The following is a 23,139-nucleotide window of genomic DNA, read 5'->3' on the forward strand; positions in this document are numbered from 1 at the left end:
CCTTCGCGACGATATCCGTCCGCTACGTCCGGCGTCAACTTCATTCGGAGAATTCCGTGTCCACGGCTTTCCGGTGACTTAAGCGGCGGGGCATTTCGGTGACTTAAGCGGCGGGCTATTTCGGTGACTTAAGCGGCTGGAATGTACGGCGACTCAGGGGAAGCGATTGTTGGACAGCTTCCGCATGGCACCGTAGAGCAGCAGATAGCCCCACAGCTCCTGCTCGATCATTTCCGGGGAGCGGGAGCGGAACGCCTTCTTCGGCGACCGCCGCAGGGCGTGGAGCTGGTCGGCGGCCCGCAGGAAGGACCAGCGGTCCGTGTGCACGCCGCGCAGCTCTGCGGCCGGCGCCACGGCGGGGTCCAGCAGGGTGGTGGCCAGCCGTGGACCGCCGCTCGGGCAGGCGTCGATCACCCGCACTCCGACCGCGGGCGCGGCCGGGTTCTCGGGGTGCGGCATCCGGTACAGCCAGGAGCCGTCCGGCAGCCGGCTGACCGGCCGGGCGGGCAGGGAGTCGTCGGCGACGCTCCAGAGCAGGTCGACGCCCCTGGCCACGGCGGTGTGCCAGAGCCGGGGGCAGGCGTATTCGCGGTCGGCGAGGAGCAGATCGCCCAGGCCGAGCCGGCGCAGGAGCCCTTCGGCCGCCACCTCCAGGCCGGCCTCGGCCGGGAGGATCTCGGCGTCCAGCAGCATCCCGGTGCCTTCCTCGGCCAGCACACTCACCCGCAACGCGGACGAGGCCCCGGCCGGCTGCCCGTGGTCCGCGGCGGCCGTGTCGGGGAAGTCGGAGGCGTTGGTGACCCTGCCGTCCAGCGTGCGCAGCCGCCAGCCCCGGTAGCGGGTGCCCTGGCCGCCGCCCGGCGCGGGCTGCCGGGCGGCGTCGGCGAAAAGCGCTTTCATGGGCTCGACGCCCAGCCGCATCCGGGCCCGTGACACGGCTGCGGTGGAGGGCACCGTGCCGAGTTTCAGCGCCTGGCCCGGAATGGTCATGGGCAGGCTCTCGGCCAGGAGCCGGGCCACCGACTCGTACGACTCGTTCGGGAAAAGGCACATGATCAGCACGAAGTAGACCATGATCTGCGGTGGCAGCAGACGGTTGCGAACGCCCAGCCGGCCGCACCTGCGGATCGCCCGCTCAATCATCTCCGGCGGATAGACCAGGGCCAGCATCCCGATCGCCAGCCGGTCCGATAAGCGCTCCTCGGTTATCTCGTTCATCATTTCTCCCCCGTGACTCCGGCGACGAAATCCCACCGCCGGACAGAATTTCCTGTTCCGCTTCCTCTTCCTCTTGCTGTTCGGGCCGTGACGCGCCGGGCCGGGTCTCCGACCCAAGCCGTCTACCTGCGTCCTCGGCAGCTTCTCCGTGCGTCCCTTTCGGAATCAAGTGGCGCCGCTGAATCGGCGCAACCGGAATTCAGGACATCCTAGATCTCGCGGCCGCGCGCCGGCGTCGGCGGATCCCGCTGCTCGGCCGACGCGGTGGCGGCAGCGGTCCGCCCCGGCTCGCGGAGCCTGGGCAGGACGACGGTACGCAGGACCAGGAACGTCAGCTCGTGGGCCAGATGGCGACCGGTGAACCCCTGGAGTCTGGCCATCGGACCGGGCACGGCGATCCGCCGGCCCCACCGGGCCGCGCGCAGTCCCGCCCTGGCCACCGCCTCGGGGGTCTGCCACGCGAACCAGGTGCGCTCCTCCAGCTGCTCGGCGCCGCCCACCGTCATGAACTCGGTGCGCACCGGGCCGGGCGCCAGCAGAGTGCAGCTGACGCCGGTGCCGCGCAGTTCGCCGTGCAAGGACTCGGCGAAGGTGTTCACGAACGCCTTCGTCGCGGCGTAGGTGGCCGCGGTCGGCACGGGCTGCATGCCCGCGGTGGAGCCGGTGATGAGGATGCGTCCGCTGCGCCGGGCCAGCATTCCGGGCAGCACGGCGAAGGTGAGATCGTGCACCGCGACGACGTTCACCTCGACCTCCTGCGCCTCGCGCCGCGGGTCGCTGTCGGCCAGCGGTCCGCAGGTGGTGAAGCCGGCGTTGTTGGCCAGCGTGCTGACCTCCAGCGTCGCCAGTTCACGGCACAGGTCGGCCCGCTCCGCGCGGTCGGACAGGTCGCACTCGCGCACCACCACCTCGACGCGGTGGCGTCGGCGCAGTTCGCCCGCCAGGCTCTCCAGGCGGTTCTTGCGCCGGGCCACCAACTGCAGACGATGCCCCCGGGCGGCGAGTTCGCTCGCCAGGGCGGCGCCGATGCCGGACGAGGCACCCGTCACCACCGCCCACCCGCGCCCGGCCGAGCCGGCACGGCGGCCGATCACGACCGCACCGGGGCGTGCTGGGACAGCTCCGCGTCCAGACGGGCGGCCGCCGCGTTGCCGGCCCGGGTGCAGGCCTCGATGGAGACGCCCCACAGGTAGTCACCGGACAGCTCCAGCCCGGGCAGGCTGGCGACCGCGTGCTCCACGTCGGAGAGGAACTCGCCGTGGTAGGGCAGATAGGCGCTGTAGGCGGCGGGCCAGATCTTGCCCACCGACCGGATCGGCCTGGCCCGGCCGACACTCAGGTACCGGGTCAGCCGCCGCTCGGCGTCGGCGACCCAGGTCTCCAACTGCTCCGGGGACAGTTCGGTGTTGCGCGCGCCCCGGCCGCTGAAGGTGTAGCGGACGATGTGCCGGTCGTTCATGCCGTACGAGCCGGCGTTGCTGCACGGCCCGTCGTCGTGGATGGCCAGCGCCCGCACCTGGGAGCTGAAGACGGGCCGGTCGTACTCGACGAGCATCACGCTGGAGGGGTTGTAGCGCACCTCGGACAACCGCTTGCTCAGGCCGGGCAGTTCGTCGCGGACGATGTCCGCCGCGCTGTAGGCGGGCACGGCCACGACCACGCCGGCGTACTCGGCGTCCTGCGCCTCCTTGCCGTGCTCCGCCAGCCGGACCCCGGCCAGCCGTCCACCGCGCACCAGCAGGCCCTCGACGGTGGTGTTGAGCCGTACGTTCACGCGTCGGGAGAAGGCGTCGAGGGCGGGCTGGACGCTGTCCACGAGCTGGTCGTAGTGGTCGAGCAGGAGAGCCAGGTTGGTGCCGAAGGTGCCCAGGTAGACGTCGTCGGGCTCGGCGCCGTTCATCCGGACCGTCATGGGACGCAGCAGCGACTTGACGATCTTCTCGCTGAAGTGGGCGCTGAGCGGCTCGTGATCGTGACTGCGGGACAGCTCGGTGAAGTACTTCGAGCCCAGGAACTTGTTGGACTCGTCGGCCTGGATCCGGGCCGCCATCGCGGCCAGCCGGACCAGGTCGCGCGGGGTGGCCATCCTGCGGACGCTGGCGAGGGAGCGGCCGCGCCGGGTGCTGTCCAGGGTCAGCACCTCGTCCTCCTTCATCACGGAGGTGTTGATGCCGAAGGACTCCCACGCGTAGGTGCCGAGGCTGTCGAGCCAGGAGCGGAACGCGGTGTAGCGCCTGCCGATGTTCTTGCCGCCCATCATGACCGGCCGGTCGCCCAGACTGGCGATGCCGAAGCGACCGCCCAGCCGGTCGTCCCGTTCGATCACGTCGACCTCGTAACCGGCGCGCTCCAGCTGGAGCGCGGCGGACATGCCCGAGATGCCGCTGCCTACCACCGCGACGCGAACGCCGTCTCCGACTGGGTTTCCCAGCATGGTTCATCACTCCAGGAACGGGTGGGTGGATCAGAGGGGATGATCAGCGCGCTGTTCCTCGAGGGACGGGAGGTCAGCGGGTCTCGGCCTCGGTGGCCGTCCCGGACTGCCAGGCGGGCAGGCGGTTCTCCACGAAGGCGGCCACGTCGCCGCCGATGACCCGGCGGTGGGTCTGCAGGTCCTTGAGATAGCGCCGCAGTGCCGACTGGGTGGAGCGGCGGCTGACCAGGGCGAGGAACAGGGCCCGCTCCATCGCCAGGCCCCGGCCGAGGCCGCTGGAACCGCCGCGGTGCACGGCTCGTTTCACCGCGCGGACCGAGCCGGGCGGCCGCCGTGCCAGCCGGGTGGCGGTCCGGGACGCGTGCCCGGCCACCTCGTCCGGGGGCACCACGTGGTGCACGAGGCCGGCCTCCAGCGCGGCGGCGGGGGTGAACAGCCTTCCTTCCAGGAGCTGTTCGAGCGCCCGGCCGGGCCCGATGGTCCGGGCCAGCAGCTGGCTGCCGCCACCCCCGGGCAGCAGTCCGAAGGCGATCTCCATCAGCCCGATGCCGTACCGGCCGTCGCCCATGATCCGCACGTCGCAGGCGAGCGCCAGCTCGAACCCGCCGCCCAGCGCGGTGCCGTCGATCGCCGCGACGTACACCTTGTCGCTGTTCTGGATCCGGCGCACCACGTCATGGAAGGCGAGCAGCGCCTGAAGCCCGGCCACCGGGGTGTGTTCCAGGAGGCCTCGCATGCCGGGCAGCCGGCCGAGCGCGCCGACCAGGCGCAAGGGTGCGGGGGCGAGCCGCGCGGGCACCTCCATGCCGCCCGCCTCGGCGCCGGCGAGCAGTTCCTCGATGTCGTAGTGGCCGATGAACACTCCGGGCACCGCGCTCGCGAGCACCACCGCGCGCACGGTGGGATCCCGCTCGGCGCGGGCCACCGCGTCGGACAGTTCGGCCAGCAGCCGGCCGGTCATGAAGTTGAACGGCTCGTTGCGCACCCGTACGGTGAGCACGGCGCCGTGCCGTTCCTGTGCCAGCAGACTCATCGTGGACCACCTCCGGTCACGGTCGTTCGACATTGCCTGAAGCCCCCGTTCGCTTGCCCGTCCGGTCACACCGGCTGTTCGACCTCCGCCGTCAGCGCGGCCAGCACCTCGGCCGCCGCGCGTTCGCCGGAGGCCACCGCGCCCTCCATGCCGCCGTAGTCCTTGAGCACGGTCTCCGAGCCCGCCCAGTGGACCGGGCCGGCCGGCTCGGCGAGCATCCGGACCGCGCCGTGCATGGCGCCGATCTCCGGCAGGCCGAAGTAGCCGCCGCGGGACCACGGGTCGGAGGTCCAGTCCTTCTCGAAGTACAGGTCGGGTGCGCCTGCTTCGGGCCCGAAGAGCCGTACGAGGGTGCCGAGCACCGCGCGTCGGCGCTCCCCGGCGGGCAGGACGGCCAGGTCGCGGGCGCGGTCACCGGGGACGAAGCCGACCAGGACGCCGACCGCCCCGTCGCCGGGAGCCGTGTTGTCGAAGACCGCGGTCAGCGGGCCCCGGGAGGTCAGCGCCTTGCCGCTGAGACCGTGCTCCCGCCAGAACGGGGTGCTGTACACCGCCGACACCTTGGTCACCGCGCCCATCGGCAGGCTGCGCAGCGCTGTCGCGCGGTCGTGCGGCAGCCTGGGTTCGAAGGCGATCCGGTCGGCGAGCTGGGGTGCCAGGGCGACCACCGCACGCCGTGCCCGTACCCTGCCGCGGGCGGAGACCGCCTCGACGGTGCCGTTGCCGCGTACCAGTTCGGTGACCGGTGCATCCAGCAGCACACGGTCGCCGAGGCCGGCGGCCAGCCACTGCGCGACGCGGGCCGCGCCGCCCGTGATCCGGTCCTGGATCTTGGTCGTGGTGAGGTTGTCGAAGCGCCCGGTGCTGCCGATGTACATCAGCGCCTGCAACAGGTTGATCCGGTCCGGTGCGGCGCCCCAGAGGGTGGTGAAGGCGAGGTCCAGCAGTTCCCTGCCCTCGCGGCTGCGGACGTTGCGGTCCAGCCACTGGCCCACACTGTGGCCGTCCAGCCAGTCGGCGCGCGGTGCCCGCCAGGGGGCCCGGACCGGGACCGAGCTGACCATCCGGTCCAGCCTGAGGCGGGCCAGGCCGACGTCGAGCAGCGCCGGGAGGTTCAGCGGCGGCAGCGCGCCACGCTGCTTGCGGATCCGGTCCGCGATCTCCATCAGGTCGGTGCCGCCGGAGTGGTTCTGGAAGAGCGGCGCTCCGGCACGCCCGGCGAGCTCGGCCATCCGGGCGTTGCCCCGGGCGAGCCACTGGCCGCCCAGTTCCACCACGGCGCCGTCACCGATCGGTTCGCTCAGGGTGCGTCCGCCGACCCGGTCGCGTGCCTCCAGGACCAGCGGTTCCAGACCGGCCCGCAGCAGCGCGTCGGCCGCGGTCAGTCCGGCCAGCCCGGCACCGATGACGACGACGTCCGCCTCGCGCGGGGCGGGTTCCGGTTTCCTCTTCTTCTGCGCTGTCATGACGTCAGTCCCCCAGCCGCCGCTCGGAACGGGACGGGCCCTGCGCGGGCGCGCCACGGTCCCGGAAGTCGTAGTGGACGCCCGTGGCGTCGGCGGAGACCTCCCAGAGCCGGGCCGCGCCGCGCTGGTCCTGCGCGCGCCGGTGCGGCCGGGCCACGCCGGGCGAACCCCGGTAGCCGCCGAGGCCGCGCGGCCCGACGAAAACCCCGCCCGGCAGGCCGGGCAGGGTGGCCGCGCACAGCACGGGCAGCGCTCCGGTGCGCGGGCTGACGGCGAAGAGCGCGTTGCAGCCGGCCATCACGGACCGCGTCACCGCGTGCTGCCCCGTCAGCTGGAGATCGGTCGAGGCATAGCCGGGGTGGGCGGCCACCGCGCGCAGCCGGCTGCCGGCGGCCGCGGCGCGCCGGTCGAGTTCGCCGGTGAAGAGCAGATTGGCCAGTTTCGACTGACCGTAGGCGGCGTACCGGCTGTACCGGTGCTCGCCGTGGAGGTCGTCGAAGTCGATGCGGCCCAGTGTGTGCAGGGTGCTGCTCACCGTGACGACGCGGGCCTGCGGGGCGTTCAGCAGAGCGGGCAGCAGGAGCCCCGTGAGCGCGAAGTGCCCCAAGTGGTTGGTGCCCAGCTGCAGTTCGAAGCCGTCGGCGGTGGTGCGCCGCCGGGGCACGGCCATGACGCCGGCGTTGTTGATCAGCAGGTCGAGGGTGTCGTGCTCGGCGGTGAGCCGTGCGGCGAAGTCGCGTACCGATCCGAGGTCGGCGAGATCCAGCCGGCGGACCCGCAGACAGGCGCCGGGAACAGCGTTGCCGATGGTCTCGGCGGCCGCGTCGCCCTTGGCGGGGTCGCGGACGGCGAGGACCACCGTGGCACCGGCGCGGGCCAGTTCGCGGGCGGTGACCAGACCGATGCCGCCGTTCGCCCCCGTGACCACGGCCAGGGTGCCGGTCAGGGCGGGCATCCGGTCCGTGGTCCAGTCCCGCGGGATGGTGTGCGTCGTGCTGAAGAACGATGCGCCGGTGCTGGTCGGCGGCATGTCGAAGCCTCCAGAGCGAGGTGGGGGATCCTGCCGGTGCGGCTGATGCTCGGCGGGACGTGTCGTCTGCGGGAGCCGGGGGCCCGATCCGTCGTCGCACCGTTCGTCTGAAGGGCCTCCGGAAGCCGAACCGCGCCCGGATACGGTGCCAGTGACACGGATCCGCTCTCGGGCGACCCGCTTCGCCACGGATCCGCGGTCGTATCAGGGGAGAGCGTGCCATAGCTCCTGAGCCAGGTGTCAAGCACTTTACCCCCTGCAATTGGTATGCGGCTGTTCAACGCCTGTTCAGGCGTCGCGCACCGGCCGCCCCCGTGTCCGAAGGGAGGTCGGCCCTGCTTGAGGGCGGTGCCGGCGCTTGCCGTCCCGGGGTGATGGACGCCGTCGCGGGGCGGCGAGTTGCTTGACGGGTGCCCGGCGGTGACGGGCGAGCAACCCGCGGAACGCCCTTACAGTGACTGCATATTATCAACCGCTTGACACTCATCAGTCGGTTAGGCGACAGTGGTCCCGCGCATCCTCGCTCTGCGGAGCGCTCCTGACTCTTCCCGTACCACTCACGAACGTTACGGAGGAGGACCCATGACGGATTCGTCGATCCCGGTCGTCCTGCACGTCAACGGTGCGACGCAGGAGGTGCGGACCGACGTCCGCGCCACGCTGCTGGACGCGCTGCGCGACGGCCTCGGCCTCACCGGCACCAAGAAGGGCTGCGACCGCGGCCAGTGCGGCGCCTGCACCGTGCACATCGAGGGTCGTAGGGTGCTGTCCTGCCTCACCCTGGCGGCCGCCGCCGACGGCAAGCAGGTCACCACCATCGAGGGACTCGCCGACGGCGAGCGACTGCACCCCGTGCAGCAGGCCTTCCTCGACAACGACGGCTTCCAGTGCGGCTTCTGCACCCCCGGTCAGATCATGTCGGCGGTGTGTGTGGTGGACGAGGGCCTGGCCCGGTCGGACGCCTCGGTGCGCGAGTCGATGTCGGGCAACATCTGCCGCTGCGGCGCCTACGACGGCATCCTGCGCGCGGTGCGCAGCGCCGCTGAGACCGCGGCCGAACAGACCACCGGACCGGACGAACCCGACGGAGCCCGCTGATGCGACCCTTCGCCTTCACCGCACCCGGCACCGTGGAGCAGGCCCTGTCGTGTCACGTCGAGGACGCCGCCTACCTGGCCGGCGGCACGTCCCTGGTCGACCTGATGAAACTCGGCGTAGCCCGCCCCCGACGGGTCGTGGACGTCAACGCGCTGCCCCTGCACGGCATCCACACCGACGACGAGGGTCTGCACATCGGCGCCCTCGAACGCCTCGCGGACATCGCGCGGCACCCCGCGGTGGCCGGCGGCTGTCCGGTCCTGCGCCAGGCGGTTCTCGTCAGCGCCTCCCCGCAACTGCGCAACATGGCCTCCATCGGCGGCAACGTCCTGCAGCGGACCCGGTGCGGCTACTTCCGGGACACCGCCATGCCCTGCAACAAGCGTGAACCGGGCAGCGGCTGCTCCGCCCTGACCGGCGACAACCGGGGCCACGCCGTGCTGGGCACCAGCCCGTCCTGCGTGGCCACCCACCCCAGCGACCCCGCCGTCGCCCTGGTCGCGCTCGGCGCGGTCCTGGAACTGCGCGGCGCGGACGGCGTACGGCGGGTCCCGCTCGACGAGTTCTTCCGGCTGCCCGGTGACACCCCGCACATCGAGAACGAGCTGCGGCCGGGTGAACTGATCACTCGGATCACCGTCCCCCGGCTGCCGTGGGCGGCGCGGTCGGCGTACGTCAAGATCCGCGACCGGCGCTCCTACGAGTTCGCGCTGGTCTCGGTCGCGGTGGCCGTCGACCTGACGGCCGACGGAGTCGTCGCCGACGCCCGGATCGCCCTCGGGGGAGTGGGCACCAGGCCCTGGCGGGTGCGTGCGGCCGAGGACGGACTGCGCGGTGCCCGGCTCACCCCCGAGAGCGCGGCACGGGCCGGCCGGCAGGCCACGGCCGGCGCCCGGCTGCTGGAGGGCAACGCCTTCAAGGTCCGCCTGTTGCGGCAGACCGTCACCCACGCTCTCGTCCGGCTCGGAGGCTGACGTGACCTCACCGATCATCGGCGCGTCGCTCACCCGCGTCGACGGCGCCGCCAAAGTCACCGGACGGGCCGACTACGCCGCCGACGTCTCCGTGCCCGGCATGGCCCACGGTGCCCTGGTGCTCAGCACGGTGGCCCGCGGCACCGTGCAGGCCATGGACACCACCGCGGCCGAGCGGGCCGACGGCGTGCTCGGCGTCTACTCCCCGTTCAACCCGCTCAAACTGCACCGTGTGAAGACCACCGCGGACCTGAGCTTCGTCGGTCAGTTCTGGCTGCCCCTGCAGGACGACAAGGTGCGGTACTACGGCCAGATCATCGGCCTGGTGGTCGCCGAGACCTATGAGCAGGCCCGGTACGCCGCCTCACTGATCCGCCCCCAGTACCACACCGAGCCCGCCCGGACGTCGTTCGCCCAGGGACTGGCGAGGGCGGTGCCGCCACCGGTGCCGGTCCACTTCGAGGACTCCCAGGTCGACATCGTCGCCCCCGGCCTCGGCTCCGTGGACGAGGCGCTGGACACGGCGCCCGTCACGGTCTCGGCGACGTACACCCAGCCGCCCGAGGTGCCGCTGGCCCTGGAGCCGCACGCGGTGCTCGCCTCCTGGGCGGACGGGACGCTCACCCTGCGGCTCGGTTCGCAGAGCCCGCTGGGCCACGCGCTGGCCGCCGCCGAGACCCTCGGACTGGCGATGGACCAGGTCCGGGTGGTCAGCCCGCACGTCGGCGGCGCCTTCGGCGGCAAGCTGTACGTCTGGCCGCATTCGCTGCTGACCGCGGCCGCCGCCCGCGAACTCGACCGCCCGGTGCGTACCGTCCTCACCCAGGAGCAGGTCTTCAGTGTGGTCGGCCACCGCTCCGCCGTCTCGCAGACCGTGGCCCTGGGCGCCGACCGCGACGGCACGCTGGTGGCCCTGAAGCACGACGCCGTGTCCAGCCTCTCGCTGTCCGGGGTGATCTACGAAACGGCCGCGCACACGACGTCGAGGTACACGTACCGGTGCCCCAACATCCACGTCGGCCAGACCGTGGTGCCGCTGGACTCGCCGCCGACCACCTGGGTACGGGCGCCCGGCGAGGCACCGGGATCCTTCGCGCTGGAGAGCGCGATGGACGAACTCGCCGCCGAGCTGCGGTTGGACCCGATCGAACTGCGCATGCGCAACTACGCCACGGTCTTTCCCGGCCGGGGTGTCCCCTGGTCGAGCAAGCACCTGGACGAGTGCTACCGGGTGGGCGCCGAACGCTTCGGCTGGCAGCCGCGCACCGGACCACGGCAGTCGGCGGGGGAGGAGGGCGACTGGCTGGTCGGAACCGGCATGGCGGGGGCGACCTACCCCGGACAGCTGCTGCCGATCACCGCCGCCGGGGTGCGGCTGACCGCCGCCGGAACAGCGGCCGTCTCCAGTGCCGCGTCGGACCCCGGGACCGGCATGCGTACCGTCCTGGCGATGGTGTGCGCCGACGATCTCGGTATCCCCGTGGACCGGGTGGAGGCCCACCTGGGCGACTCGGCACTGCCGCTGAACTACGGCGCGTTCGCCTCGATGGGTACGGCGAGCACCACCGCGGCCGTACGGTCGGCGACGGTCGCGGTACGCCGGCAGCTGGTCGAACTCGCGGTCGGCGAGCCGGAATCCCCGTTCCACGGTCAGTCCGAGGACGCGGTGAGCTACGCGGACGGACACCTGATCAGCGGCGAACTGCGCCTCGGTTTCGGAGAGTTGCTCACACTGCTGGGCCGGGACTGGCTGGACTCCCCGGGACTGGCCATGCCCGGCGCGGAACGGCTGCGGTTCGCCGTCCACTCCTTCGCCGCGCACTTCTGCGAGGTGCGGGTGCACCGCGCGACCGGCGAGGTGCGGCTGAACCGCTGGACGACCGTGGTCGACGGCGGCCGGATCATCAACCGGAAGACCGCGCGTGGGCAGATCGTGGGCGGCGTGATGTTCGGCATCGGCCAGGCGCTCCTTGAGGGGCTGCGGGCGGAGCCGGAGACCGGCCGGTTCGCCAACGGGAACCTCGCCGACTACGTAGTCCCGGTCCACGCCGACATGCCCGGCTTCGATGTGCACTTCCTCGACCACCCGGACACCAACTTCAGCCCGCTCGGTGCCCGGGGCATCGGCGAGCTCGGCACGGTGGGCACCGCGGCCGCGATCGGCAATGCCGTCTTCGATGCCACCGGACGGCGAGTCCGTGACCTGCCGATCACCGTCGACAAGCTGATCTGACACCGTCGACAAGCTGATCTGAGCGACGGGACACGGAATCCGCACGGTGGCACACGGATGCGGAGGACGACGGCACGCGCATGCGGAAGCGGTCCGGCGAAGCTCTGGGCGGGCCGCTTCCCCACGGCGATGTGGTCCTCAGGACACCGCGGTCGCCGGTGCCACCGGGCTCGAACCCGTGGCCGGCCCTGTCAGCCGCCGTGGGTGAGGATCTCGTCCATCGCCCGCTCGGCCAGTCCCGCGATGAGCAGCGAGGGATTGGCGCCCGCGGCGTTTCCCGGCACCAACGAGCTGTCCAGCGCGTACAGATGACGGTATCCCCTGACCCGGCCGTACAGGTCGGTGGCCCGGCCGATGGGGCAGCCGCCGAGCGGATGGGCGGTCCCTCCGGTCGGCGGCAGCACCGGGGCCGGCCCGGCCATGCCGCGTCCGATGACCGTCTGGCTGACGGCCATGGCGGCGCTCTCCGGAGCGAGGTTCTTCTCCGGGCCCCAGTCCAGCATCTTCACCTGGTCGCTGACCCGGTCGTACGTCCAGGTGCCGCGGTTGTCCATGTCGACGGCGACACTGAACTGCGAGAGGTACGGCTCGCCGGCGAAGGCCAGCGCGTACCAGTTCTCGACCCGGATCGGCATGCCGAAGCCCTCGTCGGCGAAGAACGACGAGGCACAGGGCGCCGCCTGGCTGACCCCGGTGGCGCCGTCGAAGGTCCGGTAGACGAAGGCGTCGCCGTTGCCGCCCCAGCAGGTGCCGACGTGCTCGTTCAGATCGGGCAGGGTGCCGGTGTCGCGGGCGCGCACCAGCAGCCGGGTGGTGTTCACCGAACCGGCCGCCACGAAAAGCATGTCGCAGGTGAGTTCACGGCTGTCCACGATTCCCCCGTCGGGGGCGTGCCGTCGCACCCGTACCGAGTACCCCCGCCCGCCCGGTCCGGTGGAGATCGACGTCACCTCGGTCAGCTGGCACAGCCGCACATGGCCTGTGGCCATCGCGGCCGGCAGGTAGTTCTGGGTCAGGTCATGCTTGGCGCCGTTGCTGTTGCCGAAGGACGACTCACCCAGGATCGACGACGGGCGCAGCCGGCCGGCCAGCTCACCCCGCACCCGGCTCCAGTTGAAGGTGGTCTGGACCGGTTCGGTCGGCAGTCCGGCACGCTTCATCTGGCTGTCGAAGGCCCGTGAGTGCGTGAACGGGTCCGCCTGGTAGATGTCGTTCGGCATGTACGACGCGTTCAGCATGCGCCGAACGCGCGGGAACTGCACCTGGTCGAGCTCCTCGTAGGAGACCCCGCGCGGGAAGAGCGCCTCGAAGTGGCGTCGCTCCGGCTGCACGGTCACGCCTGCGTACACCACGGAGCCACCGCCGACACAGGCCGCCGTGCCGATCTGGATGCCGCCGGCGGTGATGACCTCCATGAGGCCGGGCACCCGGTCGATGAGCGTCGGTTCCATCGTGAGCCAGATGGCGAAGTCGCGCTGCCAGAACATCTCGCTGGTCGGTGTCAGTTCATTGCCGAACACCGGCTCGCTGAGGCTGGTCTCCCAGTGCCTGCCGCGTTCGAGTACGAGCGTCTGTACACCGGCCTCACCCAGCCGCAGCGCGGCGACGGCGCCGCCGAAACCGGAGCCGATGACGATGGCCCGATGCGCCTCCGGCACCGTGGAGATTCCTTCTTCCGAGTCAATTCGTAGTGCTACTCGCCGTTTTCCAACGGACACGTAATGCCCCTCTCGGTAAAAGGCGCTGGACTCCGCTCGATACTTCACAAGAAGACACCGTGGGGCTGTCCGAGGCAAGCCAAATCTGTTGCAAAACGGGAGTCTCCCGTTCCGCTGGTGACTTAACCGCGATGCTGCCGCGGGTACGATTTACGGCGCAACAAAACGGCGTCGAGCGCCTCGGTAACCGGCAACAACTGCCCAGCTCAAGCCTTGTGACCAGGCACAGGTCGGACCTGGCGGACAGCGCTCCGGTGACCGAACCGCCCGGTCGGCCGTGGGCAGTTCGACAAGGCCGCGATAATTGCCCGCCCTTAAGTCAACGGCACCTGGCCCCTTTAAACAGGGGCCGTTGATTCTCGCGGCGTCATCCCCCATATTGGTGGCAATACACGGCTCGGTCGGCGGCCGATAGCGGACCGGCACGGCCCTTGACTCGCTCCGTACCTGCCGAACCCGCCGAACTAGCGCGAAAGGGACCGCAGTGCTGGACATCGCGGCTGAGCTGTGTGAATGGTGCGAACAGGACCGTGACTTCGCTGTCGCCACCGTGGTCTTTGTGGACGGGAGCGCTCCGCGGCTGCCGGGCGCCGCGCTCGCGGTCGACGCCACGGGTGTCGCCGTGGGCAGCGTGTCCGGAGGCTGTGTCGAGGGGGCTGTCTACGAACTGTGCCGAGAGGTGCTGGCGTCCGGGGAGCCGGTCCTGACCCGGTTCGGACCGGACGGCGACGACCCCTTTCTGTCCCAGGTGACCTGCGGCGGGGTGATCGAGATACTGGTCGTCCCGGTGTACGCCGCAGACCGCGCTGCGGTCGTGCCCGTGCTCCGGGGTGACCGCGCGGCGCTGGCCCGCGTCGTGGACGGTCCGCCGGGGACGCTGGGCCGTTCGCTGCTGGTGCGCGCCGACGGCTCGTACGCCGGGTCGCTCGGCGGCGCCGCCGGATCGGACGAGACCGCGGCGGCCGAGGCCCGCCAGGTTCTCGCGGCCGGACGGCACTGGGCCCGGGTGGTGCTCGGCACGGCGGGCGACGGCCACCGGCAGCCGTTCACCCTGTTCGTCGAGGCCCGTGCGGAGCCGCCGCGCATGCTGGTCTTCGGCGCCATCGACCACGCCGCGGCCCTGACGACCCTCGGGCGTTTCCTCGGTTACCGGGTGACCGTGTGCGACGCCCGCCCGGTGTTCGCCACGCGCGAGCGTTTCCCCGACGCCCACGAGGTCGTCGTCGACTGGCCGCATCGCCATCTGCGCAAGACTGCCACCGACGACCGTACCGTCATCTGTGTGCTCACCCATGACGCCAAGTTCGACATCCCCCTGCTGTCGCGGGCCCTGGCGCTTCCCGTGGCATACGTCGGCGCGCTCGGCAGCCGGCGCACCCAGGCCGACCGCATGGTGCGGCTGCGCGCCGAGGGCGTGCCCGAGTGGCAGCTCGACCGGCTGCGCAGCCCGGTCGGTCTCGACCTCGGCGCCCGCACCCCCGAGGAGACGGCACTGTCGATCGCCGCGGAGATCGTCGCGGTCACCCGCGGGGGCAGTGGTCTGCCGCTGACCGGGGGTGACACACCCATCCACAGGGACTTTGGCCACGAGCACTGCCGGGTGCCGCCGACTGCCACGGCGAGTCGGAGACCGCTGTCTGCACGGTGAGCGGGCACCCGGGAGGCTTTCGTGGTCAACCCGCCCGGCCGGAACGTCCGGCCGGCCGGCGATGCGTGACCGCGGTGTTCAACGGGCCGCCCCCTGGACCGCCGGTGCGACGGGCCGCCAGCCCAGCTCGGGTGCGACGAGGTGCCGTATGTCGTGCAGGATCTGCTCGTACTCCTCCCGGTGGAACTCGTACGGCAACTCCAGGCGCAGTTCGTGGATTTCCGCGAGCACCGGGTCGGCGGTCAGCTGCTCCAGGATCTGTTCGGCGGTCCCGACGACGTCCGGGGCGAACAGGGTGCGCTTGGGGCCCTGCGGGGCCAGGGTGCGCTCGTGGCGGCTCGCCGCGTAGGCGAGGTAGCGGGCACGGGTGGCCGGGTCGGCGCTGTCGAGGGGGACGATCACCCGGCCCACGGCCACGCGCGGCGTTCGGTCCCCTCGCAGCGCGCGCCGGTACTCCGACAGCAGGTTCAGCTGGGCCGTGGTGAAGTCGTCGGTGCCCTCGCCGGTGACGATGTTCCCGGACAGCAGACCCAGGCCCTGCCCGGCGGCCCAGCGGACCGAGCGCAGGCTTCCGCCGCCGTACCAGATACGGCGTGCAAGGCCAGGGTTGTGCGGTTGCAGCCGGGGGCGCTGGACGTTGCCCGGTGAGTGGATGACGGTGTCCGGGCCGCCGAGGTAGTCGCCGCGCAGGTTCTCCACGACCCGGGCGATCCTGCCGTACGACAGGTCGAAGTTGCGCCACTCGCCGTCGTACACCAGGTCCCCGAGCAGGTCGGCGTGCGGCATGCCGGTGCTGAAACCGATCTGGAGCCGGCCCCGGGACAGGACGTCGGCCAGCGCCAGGTCCTCGGCGAGCCTGAACGGGCTCTCGTAGCCGATCGGGATGACGGCCGTACCGAGCTCGATCCGCTCGGTCCGCTGGCCGGCCGCGGCGAGGAACACGGCCGCCGAACCGACGCCGTGTTCGAGGTGGCGCTGCCGGATCCAGGCGCCGTCGTAGCCCAGCCGCTCGCCGTACTCGAACAGCTGGAGGGTCTCCTCCAGGCCGGGGTAGGGGTCGTCGTCGGCGAAGTTGCCGGGCGTCAGGAAGGCGAGAGAGGTGAGGGTGGGAGTGCTCATGCTGGTCCTTGGCCGGTGGTGGTCGCCGTGGCGGGGGAGGGGGCGGGGCCGCCGGGGATCGCGGCCAGCAGCTCGCGGGTGTACGCGTGGCGGGGCTCGGAGAACAGTTCCTCGGGCGGGCCCGTCTCGACGACCCTTCCGGCCCGCATGACGGCGACCTGGTGCGCGATCTGCCGGACGACGGCCAGGTCGTGGGAGATGAACAGGTAGGCCACGCCGGTGTTCGCCTGCAACTCGGCCAGCAGGTCCAGGACTTGGGCCTGGACGGACACGTCGAGCGCGGAGACGGGTTCGTCGCACACCACGAGGTCGGGGGAGAGGGCGAGGGCACGCGCGATGGCCACCCGCTGGCGCTGGCCGCCCGACAGCTCGGCCGGGCGGCGCTCCAGCGTCGCGGCGGGCAGCGCGACCCGGTCGAGCAGTTCGCGGGCGCGGTCGAGCCGGGTGGCGCGGTCGCCGGCCTTGAACGCCCGCAACGGCTCGGTGATCACCTCGCCGATGGAGAAGCGCGGGTCGAGCGAGGCGTACGGGTTCTGGTAGATCAGCTGGGCACGCCGGCGCAGCTCCCTGACCTCGGAGCCCTTGGCGGTGGTGACGTCGGTGCCGTCGAACAGCACCTGTCCGGAGGTCGCCTCGGCCAGGCGCAGCAGCAGCCGGGCGGTGGTGGACTTGCCCGAGCCCGACTCCCCGACCAGGGCGAGGGTCTGCCCGCGCCGCAGGGTGAGGCTGACGTCGTCGACCGCGCGCAGGGTCCGGGCCTCGCCGCCGGCCCGCGGCAGCCTGAACTCCTTGACCAGGTTGCGTGCCTCGACCAGGGGAGGCGTCGTGCCGGGCGGGGTGGTGGAGACCGGGGTACGGGGGCGGGCCGTGGTCAGGCTCGGGGCGGCGGCCAGCAGCCGCCGGGTGTACTCGTGCTGCGGGTCGGCGAGGACGGCCCGGGTCTCGCCCGCCTCGACGACCTTGCCCTGCTCCATGACCACCAGGCGCTGGGCCCGGTCGGCGGCCACCCCGAGGTCATGGGTGACCAGCAGGATCCCGGTGCCCGACTCCTCGGTGAGCTGCTGGAGATGATCGAGGATCACCCGTTGCACGGTGACGTCCAGCGCGCTGGTGGGCTCGTCCGCGATGATCAGCTCGGGCTTCGCCGCGATCGCGACCGCGATCAGGGCCCGTTGCCGCATGCCGCCGGACAGCTCGTGCGGGTACTGCCGGGCCCGGACGGCCGCGTCGGGCAGCCCGGCCCGGTCGAGGACGGCGACCGCCTCGGCCGCGGCCCCGCGCCGGGTCGCCAGACCGTGGATGCGCAGCACCTCCGCGACCTGGTCGCCGATCCGCTGCACCGGGTTGAGCGAGACCGTCGGATCCTGCGGGACCAGCCCGATCCGCGCGCCGCGCACGGTACGCAGCTCCGCCTCGGAGAGGGTGGCCAGGTCGCGCCGGCCGAAGCGGACCGTGCCCGCGTCGATGGTGCCGTTCGCCGCCAGCAGCCGGGTGACGGCGTGTGCGGTGGTGCTCTTGCCGGAGCCGGACTCGCCGACCACCGCGGTCACCTGCCCTGGCCATACGTCCAGGTCCACGCCGCGCACGGCCCGCACCGTGCCGCCCCGGGTGCGGTACGACACGGACAGGCCGCGGATCTCCAGGAGGGGTGTGCTCACGTCCTCACCGTTCTCGTGTACGTCGGTGTTCTCGGGCGCGTCGTCGCTCTCGCGCGGTCCGCCGCTCTCGCGTGGTCCGCCGCGTTCGCGTGCGTCGTCGTTCTCGCGTGCGTCGTGGGTCATCGCTGCCGTGCCCATTCGCCGTCCAGCGCCCGTGCGACGCGGTTGGCGGCCAGTACGGTCGCGGCGATCGCCAGTCCGGGCAGCGCGGTCAGCCACCATGCGTTGGCCAGGTAGTTGCGGCCGTCGGAGATCAACGTCCCCCACTCAGGGGCGGGCGGCGGTGCGCCGTAGCCGAGGAAGCTCAGTGCCGACACGGCCAGGATCGAGGAGCCGAAGTCCAGGGTGGCCAGCACGATCACCGGTCCTGCGGCGTTGGGCAGGACGTGCCGGCCGAGCACCGAGTACCAGCGGGCGCCGCAGGACCGGGACGCCTCCACGAACACCGCCTGCCGCACCCGGAGCACCTCCGCCCGCGCCACCCGCGCGAAGGACGCGACGCTGGCGATGCCGACCGCGACGGCCACCTTCACCGTCCCGTAGCCGAGCGCGGTGACCAGGGCCAGCGACAGGAACAGCGCGGGGATGGAGAGGAGGACGTCCACGAAGCGCATCAGCACGTCGTCCACCCAGCGGCCGACGAACCCGGCGACCACGCCCAGCAGACCGCCGACCACGAACGCGACCAGGACCGCGATCAGCGTGGCCTTGAGGGAGAGCTGGGCGCCGTGGACCACCCGGGAGAAGACGTCGCGGCCGAGCTCGTCCGTGCCGAACCAGTGACTGCCGCTCGGACCACGGAAGTTCTGGGACGGCACCCCCTTCAGCGGGTCCTGCGAGGTGAACAGGTCCGGCCAGAATGCGGCCAGCACCACCAGCACGAGGACGACGACGGACAGCAGCAGGCCCGGGCGGCGCAGCAGGAAGCGGAGCACCCGGCGGATCCCGGCAGGGCGGCCGGGTTCCGCGGGGGTTCCGTCCCCGACCGGCCGGGCGAGGCCGAGGGCGGCCTCGGCCCGGTCGTCGACAAGGCTCTGACTCATGCGAAGCTCGCCCTTCTGTCGGAGGCCACCACGATCCGCGGGTCCAGCAGCGGATAGACGAGGTCCACGAGCAGGTTCGTCGTCACGAAGATCAGCGCGCCGAACACCACCACCCCCTGGACCAGCGGGATGTCCTGGGCGGTGACCGCCCCCGCGGTCACCCGGCCCAGACCGTCACGGGAGAACACCGTCTCGACCACCACCGAACCGGCGATCAGCTGCCCGACCAGCAGGCCCACGACCGTCAGCGCCGGCAGTGACGCGTTGCGCAGCGCGTGCCGCAGATGTACCCGCCACCGGCCCGCGCCCTTGGCCCGCGCGGTCTCCGCATAGGCCTGGTCCAGTGCGGTCAGCAGGCTCTTCGCCAGCACCTGGGCGACCTGCGCGCCGGTCGGGACCGCCAGCGTGAGCGCCGGCAGCACCAGCCCCTTCAGCCCGTCGTTGCCGAAGGCCGGGAACCAGTGGAGCTTGAAGGAGAACGCCTCGACGAGCAGCAGCCCCACCCAGAACGTCGGGACCGACACCCCCAGCGGGGGCAGCGACAGCAGCAGTTGCCGCAGCCACCGCCGCGAGGTGTACGTCGCCACCACCGCGAGGCCGCCGCCGAGGACCACCGCCAGCAGCAGTGCGGCACCGGTCAGCTGGAGTGTCTGCGGCAGCGCGTCGGCCAGGGTGGAGGTCACCGGGCGGCCGGTGGAGACCGCGTCGCCGAAGTCGCCGCGCACCGCCCGGCCCAGGTACTCGGCGTACTGCACCAGCACCGGCTTGTCGAAGCCGTACTCGTGCCGCAGCCTGGCGAGTTGGGCCGGGTCGACCTGCCCCGTGTCCATCCCGGCCCCGGCCATCGCCGAGACCGGGTCACCCGGCAGGAAGTCCAGGACCAGGAACGACACCGTGTAGGCCGCCCACAGCACCCCGACCGCCTGCGCCAGCCGTTTGATCACATAGCGGCGCATCCGCTAGCCGATCCAGGTGTCGTGCAGCTGTACGCGGCTGCCGGAGTCGAATTCCAGGTCGTGCACCTTCTTCGAGACGCCGAGCTGGGTCTGGAGCTCCACCACCGGCACGTCGTACGCGTTCTGGACGATCAGTTTCTGCGCCTCCGACACCAGTTCCTCGCGCTTCGCGGTGTCCGTGGTCGCTGCCTGCGCGGACAGTGCCGTGTCCAGCGAACTGGCGGGCAAGTGGTAGAAGTTGCCCAGCTGGGAGGAGAAGGAGCTGCGCAGGATGTCCGGGTCGGCGCGGGTCACGTTCCCCCACACCACGTCGAAGTCACCCGACTGGAGCGTGGTGGCGAACTGGGTGACCGGGAGCTGCTTGAGCACCACGTCGATACCGACAGCCTTGAGCTGCTGCTGGACGAGTTCCAGCGCGGGCTGGTTGGTGGCCGCGTTGGGGAACCAGCTGACGGTCAGGGTGAGCTTCTTGCCGTCCTTGGCGCGGATACCGTCGCTGCCCGCTTTCCAGCCGGCCGCATCCAGCAGCGACTTCGCCTTGGCCGTGTCGAGCGCGAGGTCCGCGGAGAGATCGGTGTAGTCGGGCGTGGTGTGCGCCAGGACGCTGGTCGCCGGCCGGGTGCCGGTCGGGAAGACCGTGTCGGCGATCTGCTTGCGGTCGATGGCGGCCGAGATCGCCTGACGGACCTTCGCGTCCTTCAGCAGCGGCCGGGAGTTGTTCAGCCCGAGACCGAACACCACACCGGGGTTGGCCCGGCTCTGGAGGGTCACCTGGCCGCCCTTCAGCGCTGCCTCGTTGGCCCTGCCGACGCTGCTGATCGCGTCCACCTGCCCGGACTGGAGACTGCCGGCCCGCACCCCTGCCTCGGGCACGACCTTGAACACCAGCTTGTCCAGGTAGGCCTCGCCCTTCTTCGACCACAGCGAGGAACCCCAGTCGTACCCGGTGCGCTTGCCCAGGGTGATCGACTGGTTCTGCACGTACTGCCTCAGCACGAACGGCCCGGATCCGACCACCCCGTCGCTGCACTTGCGCTGCGGGCTCTTCTTGACGCTCGCCGAGGACTCGATCCCCAGCGAGTGGGTCGAAGTCGCCTGGAGGAACTGGGCGTTGGGCTGCTTGAAGGACACCTTCACGGTGAGCGGGTCGACCACCGTGGTGCTCTTGACGCCGCTGAGATAGCCCTCGGCGAGAGTGCCCAGGGCGCCGAGGTTCGGCACCGCGTCGAAGTTGTCCTTGACCACCTGCGCGGTCAGCTTCGAGCCGTCGCTGAAGGTGACGCCCGACCGCAGGTGGAACGTGAACGTCGTGGCGTCGGCGCTGATGTCCCAGCTCTTGGCGAGCCACGGCACGATCTTGCCGGTCTTCGGGTCCTGGTCGGTGAGGGAGTCCACGGTCTGGCGCACCGAGTAGATGGTGTCGTTGCTGCCGACCTGCTGCGGGTCCACGCAGCCGGCGTCGGATCCCACCGCGAAGGTCAGGGTGCCGCCGGACTTCGCCTGGCCGCTTCCGCCGCCGGAGCCGTCGCCGCCCGAACCGCACGCGGTCAGCAGGACGCTGGTGATCAGGAGCGCGGCCAGGGGCGCCCATCGGGAAGGTCCGAAATCCGGAAGTGCAGTCACGGAGGTCTTTCTCCTACTCGTGTCACCGGGGCACGACCGCGCACGGACGTGCGCAGGCATGACGGCGTGTGCGGCCCGGGCGGATCCACTCCAGCCGGGGATGCGCTGTGCAGACAGGGAGTTGGCATGCGGACGACACCGGTGACCGGTGGCGAGAGGGAAGGACGGCGCGCAGGGGCCGGGGCCGGTGACGGATGTCAGCCGGCGGCAGCCGGGCCGGTCAGGCCCGACAGAGGCAGCTGGTCGAGCGCTTCAGATCGATGTGGCGCCGGCGGGGGAGGCAACGGGGTCATCGCTGTGTCGCATACCGAACCTCCCCGTCTCCGGCCCCGGTCACGGGGCCACGCGCTTGCGGGAGTCGTCGGTGACCCCGCCGGGCTTTCACCTGGAGCACCCCACCGCGCGGGAGGGTTGCCGGTCAGCGAGCCAGGGCTTGACGCTGACACTCAATGCCGTTGGTGATGCTACGGATCGGTTTTGTCGTACGTCAATGCCGCGAGTCGACGCCCTCCTCGGGAGGACGGCGTCGTCAGGCCGGACGAACGGCAGGCTGCGCCCGGGACGGCTCGGGCCTCGAACCAGTCTCGGTGTGGGAGCGTGCCGGTGGAGACGCCGACGCCACCGTGTGAACCAGCCGAAGGAGAGCCGCCCATGACCACGTTCCCGACCGCACCGTCCGTGCGGACCACCCCCGAGGGCCTGTTGTGGGAGCCGAGCGAGCGCTGGGTGCGCGGCCGCAAGGGCGACGTCACGGTCGTCGACAGCCGTCACCCCGTCCTGGTCTGGGAACCCGGCGTTCCCGTACCGCTGTACGCGTTCCCGCACGCCGAGGTCCGCCAGGAGCTCCTGCGTCCCGCGGCGAACCCGCCGACCGGCACGCACACCGGCTCGCGGATCTTCTACGACGTCGAGGTCGACGGCGAGCTGCTGGAGAACGCCGCCTGGACCTTCCCGGCCGCCGACCTGGCCGGCCACATCGCCTTCGAGTGGTTCCGGCGCGTCGGGCGGGGCCTGGACCACTGGTACGAGGAGGAGGAAGAGATCTTCGTCCACCCCCGTGACCCGCACAAGCGGGTGGACGCCATCCCCAGCAGCCGTCACGTCGTGGTCGAGATCGACGGCACGGTCGCCGCCGACACCCGCCGGCCGGTCCTGCTCTTCGAGACCGGCCTGCCCACCCGCTACTACATCCCACGCGAGGACGTCCGCCTCGACCTGCTCCAAGCCACCGACCACCACACGGCCTGCCCGTACAAGGGCACCGCCGAGTACTGGTCGTGGCGCGCAGCGGCCGCCGTCCCGCCCAACGTCGTCTGGAGCTACCCGGACCCGCTGCCCGCGGTCGGCGCCGTCCGGGGGCTGCTCGCCTTCTACAACGAGGCCGTCGACATCACTCTCGACGGCGAACGGCTGCCGCGCCCGGTCACCCGTTTCAGCGGCACGCTCGCGTGGCGGCCGCGCGTCGCGGGAACGTGAGACCTGTGGGGAACTCATCGACCGGCGGGGTGGGCCTCTGCTCACCTCACCTTCCATGACCCCGCGCACGGTCCGCCCCGGCGGCTGAGCCGTTCCCGGCCCCCGGCCGGTGCGCGCCGAAGCCGTCCAGGGGGAGCGGGGCAGAACTCGTCGCAGGGGCACCGTCGCGGCCCCCGCCGACCGCTACGTCCGGCGTGGCCGTTGCCCCGCCGACGACGTGCTCAGCCCGCCCGGCGTCGCTCGGGGACGGAGCGGTGGGTGAGGCGGGCGCGCAGGCCGAGGTGGTCGCGCAGGGTGGTGCCGGTGTACTCGGTGCGGTCTCGCCGGTGAGGTCGGTGGAGTGCACGCGTCCGCGGTCGAGGTGACGGCTCGTGGCCACCGACCGGATGACCGCGTCGTCCTCCCGCGAGTT

Annotated in this window: 17 protein-coding genes, 1 pseudogene and 1 riboswitch; of the genes and pseudogenes, 5 read left to right on the plus strand and 13 right to left on the minus strand. The window is 71.8% G+C overall.

Annotation, left to right across the window (positions count from 1 at the left end):
* Positions 1 to 153: 153 nt before the first annotated feature.
* The 6 genes from AB0M11_RS06060 to AB0M11_RS06085 all read right to left on the minus strand — a co-directional run bounded on the left by AB0M11_RS06060 (position 154) and on the right by AB0M11_RS06085 (position 7,181).
* Entirely contained in the window at positions 154 to 1,218 is a 1,065-nt protein-coding gene (locus AB0M11_RS06060; RefSeq protein ID WP_365701875.1) for a transposase domain-containing protein, read from the minus strand.
* 209 nt (positions 1,219 to 1,427) lie between these two features.
* Positions 1,428 to 2,312: an SDR family NAD(P)-dependent oxidoreductase gene (locus tag AB0M11_RS06065; protein WP_365701877.1), complete on the minus strand. Its 885-nt coding sequence runs from the start codon at positions 2,310 to 2,312 to the stop codon at positions 1,428 to 1,430.
* Positions 2,309 to 3,652, minus strand: coding sequence for an FAD-dependent oxidoreductase (locus AB0M11_RS06070; RefSeq protein WP_365701879.1), 1,344 nt, complete (start codon positions 3,650 to 3,652; stop codon positions 2,309 to 2,311). Before AB0M11_RS06070 ends, AB0M11_RS06065 begins: the two co-directional genes overlap by 4 nt.
* Before the next feature lie 73 nt (positions 3,653 to 3,725).
* Positions 3,726 to 4,685: an enoyl-CoA hydratase/isomerase family protein gene (locus AB0M11_RS06075; protein WP_365701881.1), complete on the minus strand. Its 960-nt coding sequence runs from the start codon at positions 4,683 to 4,685 to the stop codon at positions 3,726 to 3,728.
* A 65-nt stretch (positions 4,686 to 4,750) separates the two neighbouring features.
* Positions 4,751 to 6,151: an FAD-dependent oxidoreductase gene (locus AB0M11_RS06080; protein WP_365701883.1), complete on the minus strand. Its 1,401-nt coding sequence runs from the start codon at positions 6,149 to 6,151 to the stop codon at positions 4,751 to 4,753.
* A 4-nt stretch (positions 6,152 to 6,155) separates the two neighbouring features.
* On the minus strand, positions 6,156 to 7,181 hold the full coding sequence (locus AB0M11_RS06085) for an oxidoreductase (protein WP_365701885.1): 1,026 nt from the start codon (positions 7,179 to 7,181) through the stop codon (positions 6,156 to 6,158).
* A 582-nt stretch (positions 7,182 to 7,763) separates the two neighbouring features.
* Here AB0M11_RS06085 and AB0M11_RS06090 point away from each other — a divergent pair.
* Genes AB0M11_RS06090 through AB0M11_RS06100 form a run of 3 tightly spaced genes read left to right on the plus strand, consistent with a single transcriptional unit; the run spans position 7,764 to position 11,486 of the window.
* Entirely contained in the window at positions 7,764 to 8,279 is a 516-nt protein-coding gene (locus tag AB0M11_RS06090; protein WP_365701887.1) for a (2Fe-2S)-binding protein, read from the plus strand.
* Positions 8,279 to 9,253 (plus strand): xanthine dehydrogenase family protein subunit M, encoded by a 975-nt coding sequence (locus tag AB0M11_RS06095; protein WP_365701889.1) that lies wholly within the window; start codon positions 8,279 to 8,281, stop codon positions 9,251 to 9,253. The genes AB0M11_RS06090 and AB0M11_RS06095 overlap by 1 nt, the downstream gene beginning before the upstream one ends.
* Before the next feature lies 1 nt (position 9,254).
* A complete protein-coding gene (locus tag AB0M11_RS06100; RefSeq protein WP_365701891.1) occupies positions 9,255 to 11,486 on the plus strand; it encodes a xanthine dehydrogenase family protein molybdopterin-binding subunit in 2,232 nt (743 codons plus the stop codon).
* A gap of 191 nt (positions 11,487 to 11,677) precedes the next feature.
* Here the strand turns inward: AB0M11_RS06100 and AB0M11_RS06105 are convergent, their stop codons facing one another.
* The gene (locus AB0M11_RS06105) at positions 11,678 to 13,144 is read right to left on the minus strand and encodes a GMC oxidoreductase (protein ID WP_365701893.1); all 1,467 of its coding nucleotides are present in this window, start codon (positions 13,142 to 13,144) and stop codon (positions 11,678 to 11,680) included.
* A 544-nt stretch (positions 13,145 to 13,688) separates the two neighbouring features.
* On the opposite strand from AB0M11_RS06105, the gene AB0M11_RS06110 reads away from it, so the two are divergent.
* Positions 13,689 to 14,852 carry an XdhC/CoxI family protein gene (locus AB0M11_RS06110; protein ID WP_365701895.1) on the plus strand — a complete coding sequence of 388 codons (1,164 nt, stop codon included), beginning with the start codon at positions 13,689 to 13,691 and terminating at the stop codon, positions 14,850 to 14,852.
* Between the two features lie 78 nt (positions 14,853 to 14,930).
* Here the strand turns inward: AB0M11_RS06110 and AB0M11_RS06115 are convergent, their stop codons facing one another.
* The 6 genes and pseudogenes from AB0M11_RS06115 to AB0M11_RS06140 all read right to left on the minus strand — a co-directional run.
* The gene (locus AB0M11_RS06115; protein WP_365701897.1) at positions 14,931 to 15,971 is read right to left on the minus strand and encodes an LLM class flavin-dependent oxidoreductase; all 1,041 of its coding nucleotides are present in this window, start codon (positions 15,969 to 15,971) and stop codon (positions 14,931 to 14,933) included.
* A complete protein-coding gene (locus AB0M11_RS06120; protein WP_365701898.1) occupies positions 15,968 to 17,752 on the minus strand; it encodes an ABC transporter ATP-binding protein in 1,785 nt (594 codons plus the stop codon). The genes AB0M11_RS06115 and AB0M11_RS06120 overlap by 4 nt, the downstream gene beginning before the upstream one ends.
* Entirely contained in the window at positions 17,749 to 18,672 is a 924-nt protein-coding gene (locus AB0M11_RS06125; protein ID WP_365701899.1) for an ABC transporter permease, read from the minus strand. The genes AB0M11_RS06120 and AB0M11_RS06125 overlap by 4 nt, the downstream gene beginning before the upstream one ends.
* The gene (locus AB0M11_RS06130; RefSeq protein WP_365701900.1) at positions 18,669 to 19,628 is read right to left on the minus strand and encodes an ABC transporter permease; all 960 of its coding nucleotides are present in this window, start codon (positions 19,626 to 19,628) and stop codon (positions 18,669 to 18,671) included. Before AB0M11_RS06130 ends, AB0M11_RS06125 begins: the two co-directional genes overlap by 4 nt.
* 3 nt (positions 19,629 to 19,631) lie before the next feature.
* A complete protein-coding gene (locus AB0M11_RS06135) occupies positions 19,632 to 21,251 on the minus strand; it encodes an ABC transporter substrate-binding protein (RefSeq protein ID WP_365701902.1) in 1,620 nt (539 codons plus the stop codon).
* Between the two features lie 220 nt (positions 21,252 to 21,471).
* Positions 21,472 to 21,525: pseudogene (locus AB0M11_RS06140) on the minus strand (putative leader peptide); the annotation flags it as partial.
* A 66-nt stretch (positions 21,526 to 21,591) separates the two neighbouring features.
* A riboswitch (SAM riboswitch) is annotated at positions 21,592 to 21,705 on the minus strand.
* A 197-nt stretch (positions 21,706 to 21,902) separates the two neighbouring features.
* On the opposite strand from AB0M11_RS06140, the gene AB0M11_RS06145 reads away from it, so the two are divergent.
* Positions 21,903 to 22,727: a DUF427 domain-containing protein gene (locus AB0M11_RS06145; RefSeq protein ID WP_365701903.1), complete on the plus strand. Its 825-nt coding sequence runs from the start codon at positions 21,903 to 21,905 to the stop codon at positions 22,725 to 22,727.
* The last annotated feature ends 412 nt before the right edge of the window (positions 22,728 to 23,139 follow it).

Source organism: Streptomyces sp. NPDC051987 (genome assembly GCF_040680735.1).
Lineage (GTDB): Bacteria > Actinomycetota > Actinomycetes > Streptomycetales > Streptomycetaceae > Streptomyces.

What these genes read in the sequence shown, in the direction of transcription:
- AB0M11_RS06060 (WP_365701875.1), bottom strand. Translation starts at nt 1,218, where the DNA reads ATGAACGAGATAACCGAGGAGCGCTTATCGGACCGGCTGGCGATCGGG.
- AB0M11_RS06070 (WP_365701879.1), bottom strand. Translation starts at nt 3,652, where the DNA reads ATGCTGGGAAACCCAGTCGGAGACGGCGTTCGCGTCGCGGTGGTAGGC.
- AB0M11_RS06075 (WP_365701881.1), bottom strand. Translation starts at nt 4,685, where the DNA reads ATGAGTCTGCTGGCACAGGAACGGCACGGCGCCGTGCTCACCGTACGG.
- AB0M11_RS06080 (WP_365701883.1), bottom strand. Translation starts at nt 6,151, where the DNA reads ATGACAGCGCAGAAGAAGAGGAAACCGGAACCCGCCCCGCGCGAGGCG.
- AB0M11_RS06085 (WP_365701885.1), bottom strand. Translation starts at nt 7,181, where the DNA reads ATGCCGCCGACCAGCACCGGCGCATCGTTCTTCAGCACGACGCACACC.
- AB0M11_RS06090 (WP_365701887.1), top strand. Translation starts at nt 7,764, where the DNA reads ATGACGGATTCGTCGATCCCGGTCGTCCTGCACGTCAACGGTGCGACG.
- AB0M11_RS06095 (WP_365701889.1), top strand. Translation starts at nt 8,279, where the DNA reads ATGCGACCCTTCGCCTTCACCGCACCCGGCACCGTGGAGCAGGCCCTG.
- AB0M11_RS06115 (WP_365701897.1), bottom strand. Translation starts at nt 15,971, where the DNA reads ATGAGCACTCCCACCCTCACCTCTCTCGCCTTCCTGACGCCCGGCAAC.
- AB0M11_RS06120 (WP_365701898.1), bottom strand. Translation starts at nt 17,752, where the DNA reads ATGACCCACGACGCACGCGAGAACGACGACGCACGCGAACGCGGCGGA.
- AB0M11_RS06125 (WP_365701899.1), bottom strand. Translation starts at nt 18,672, where the DNA reads ATGAGTCAGAGCCTTGTCGACGACCGGGCCGAGGCCGCCCTCGGCCTC.
- AB0M11_RS06130 (WP_365701900.1), bottom strand. Translation starts at nt 19,628, where the DNA reads ATGCGCCGCTATGTGATCAAACGGCTGGCGCAGGCGGTCGGGGTGCTG.
- AB0M11_RS06145 (WP_365701903.1), top strand. Translation starts at nt 21,903, where the DNA reads ATGACCACGTTCCCGACCGCACCGTCCGTGCGGACCACCCCCGAGGGC.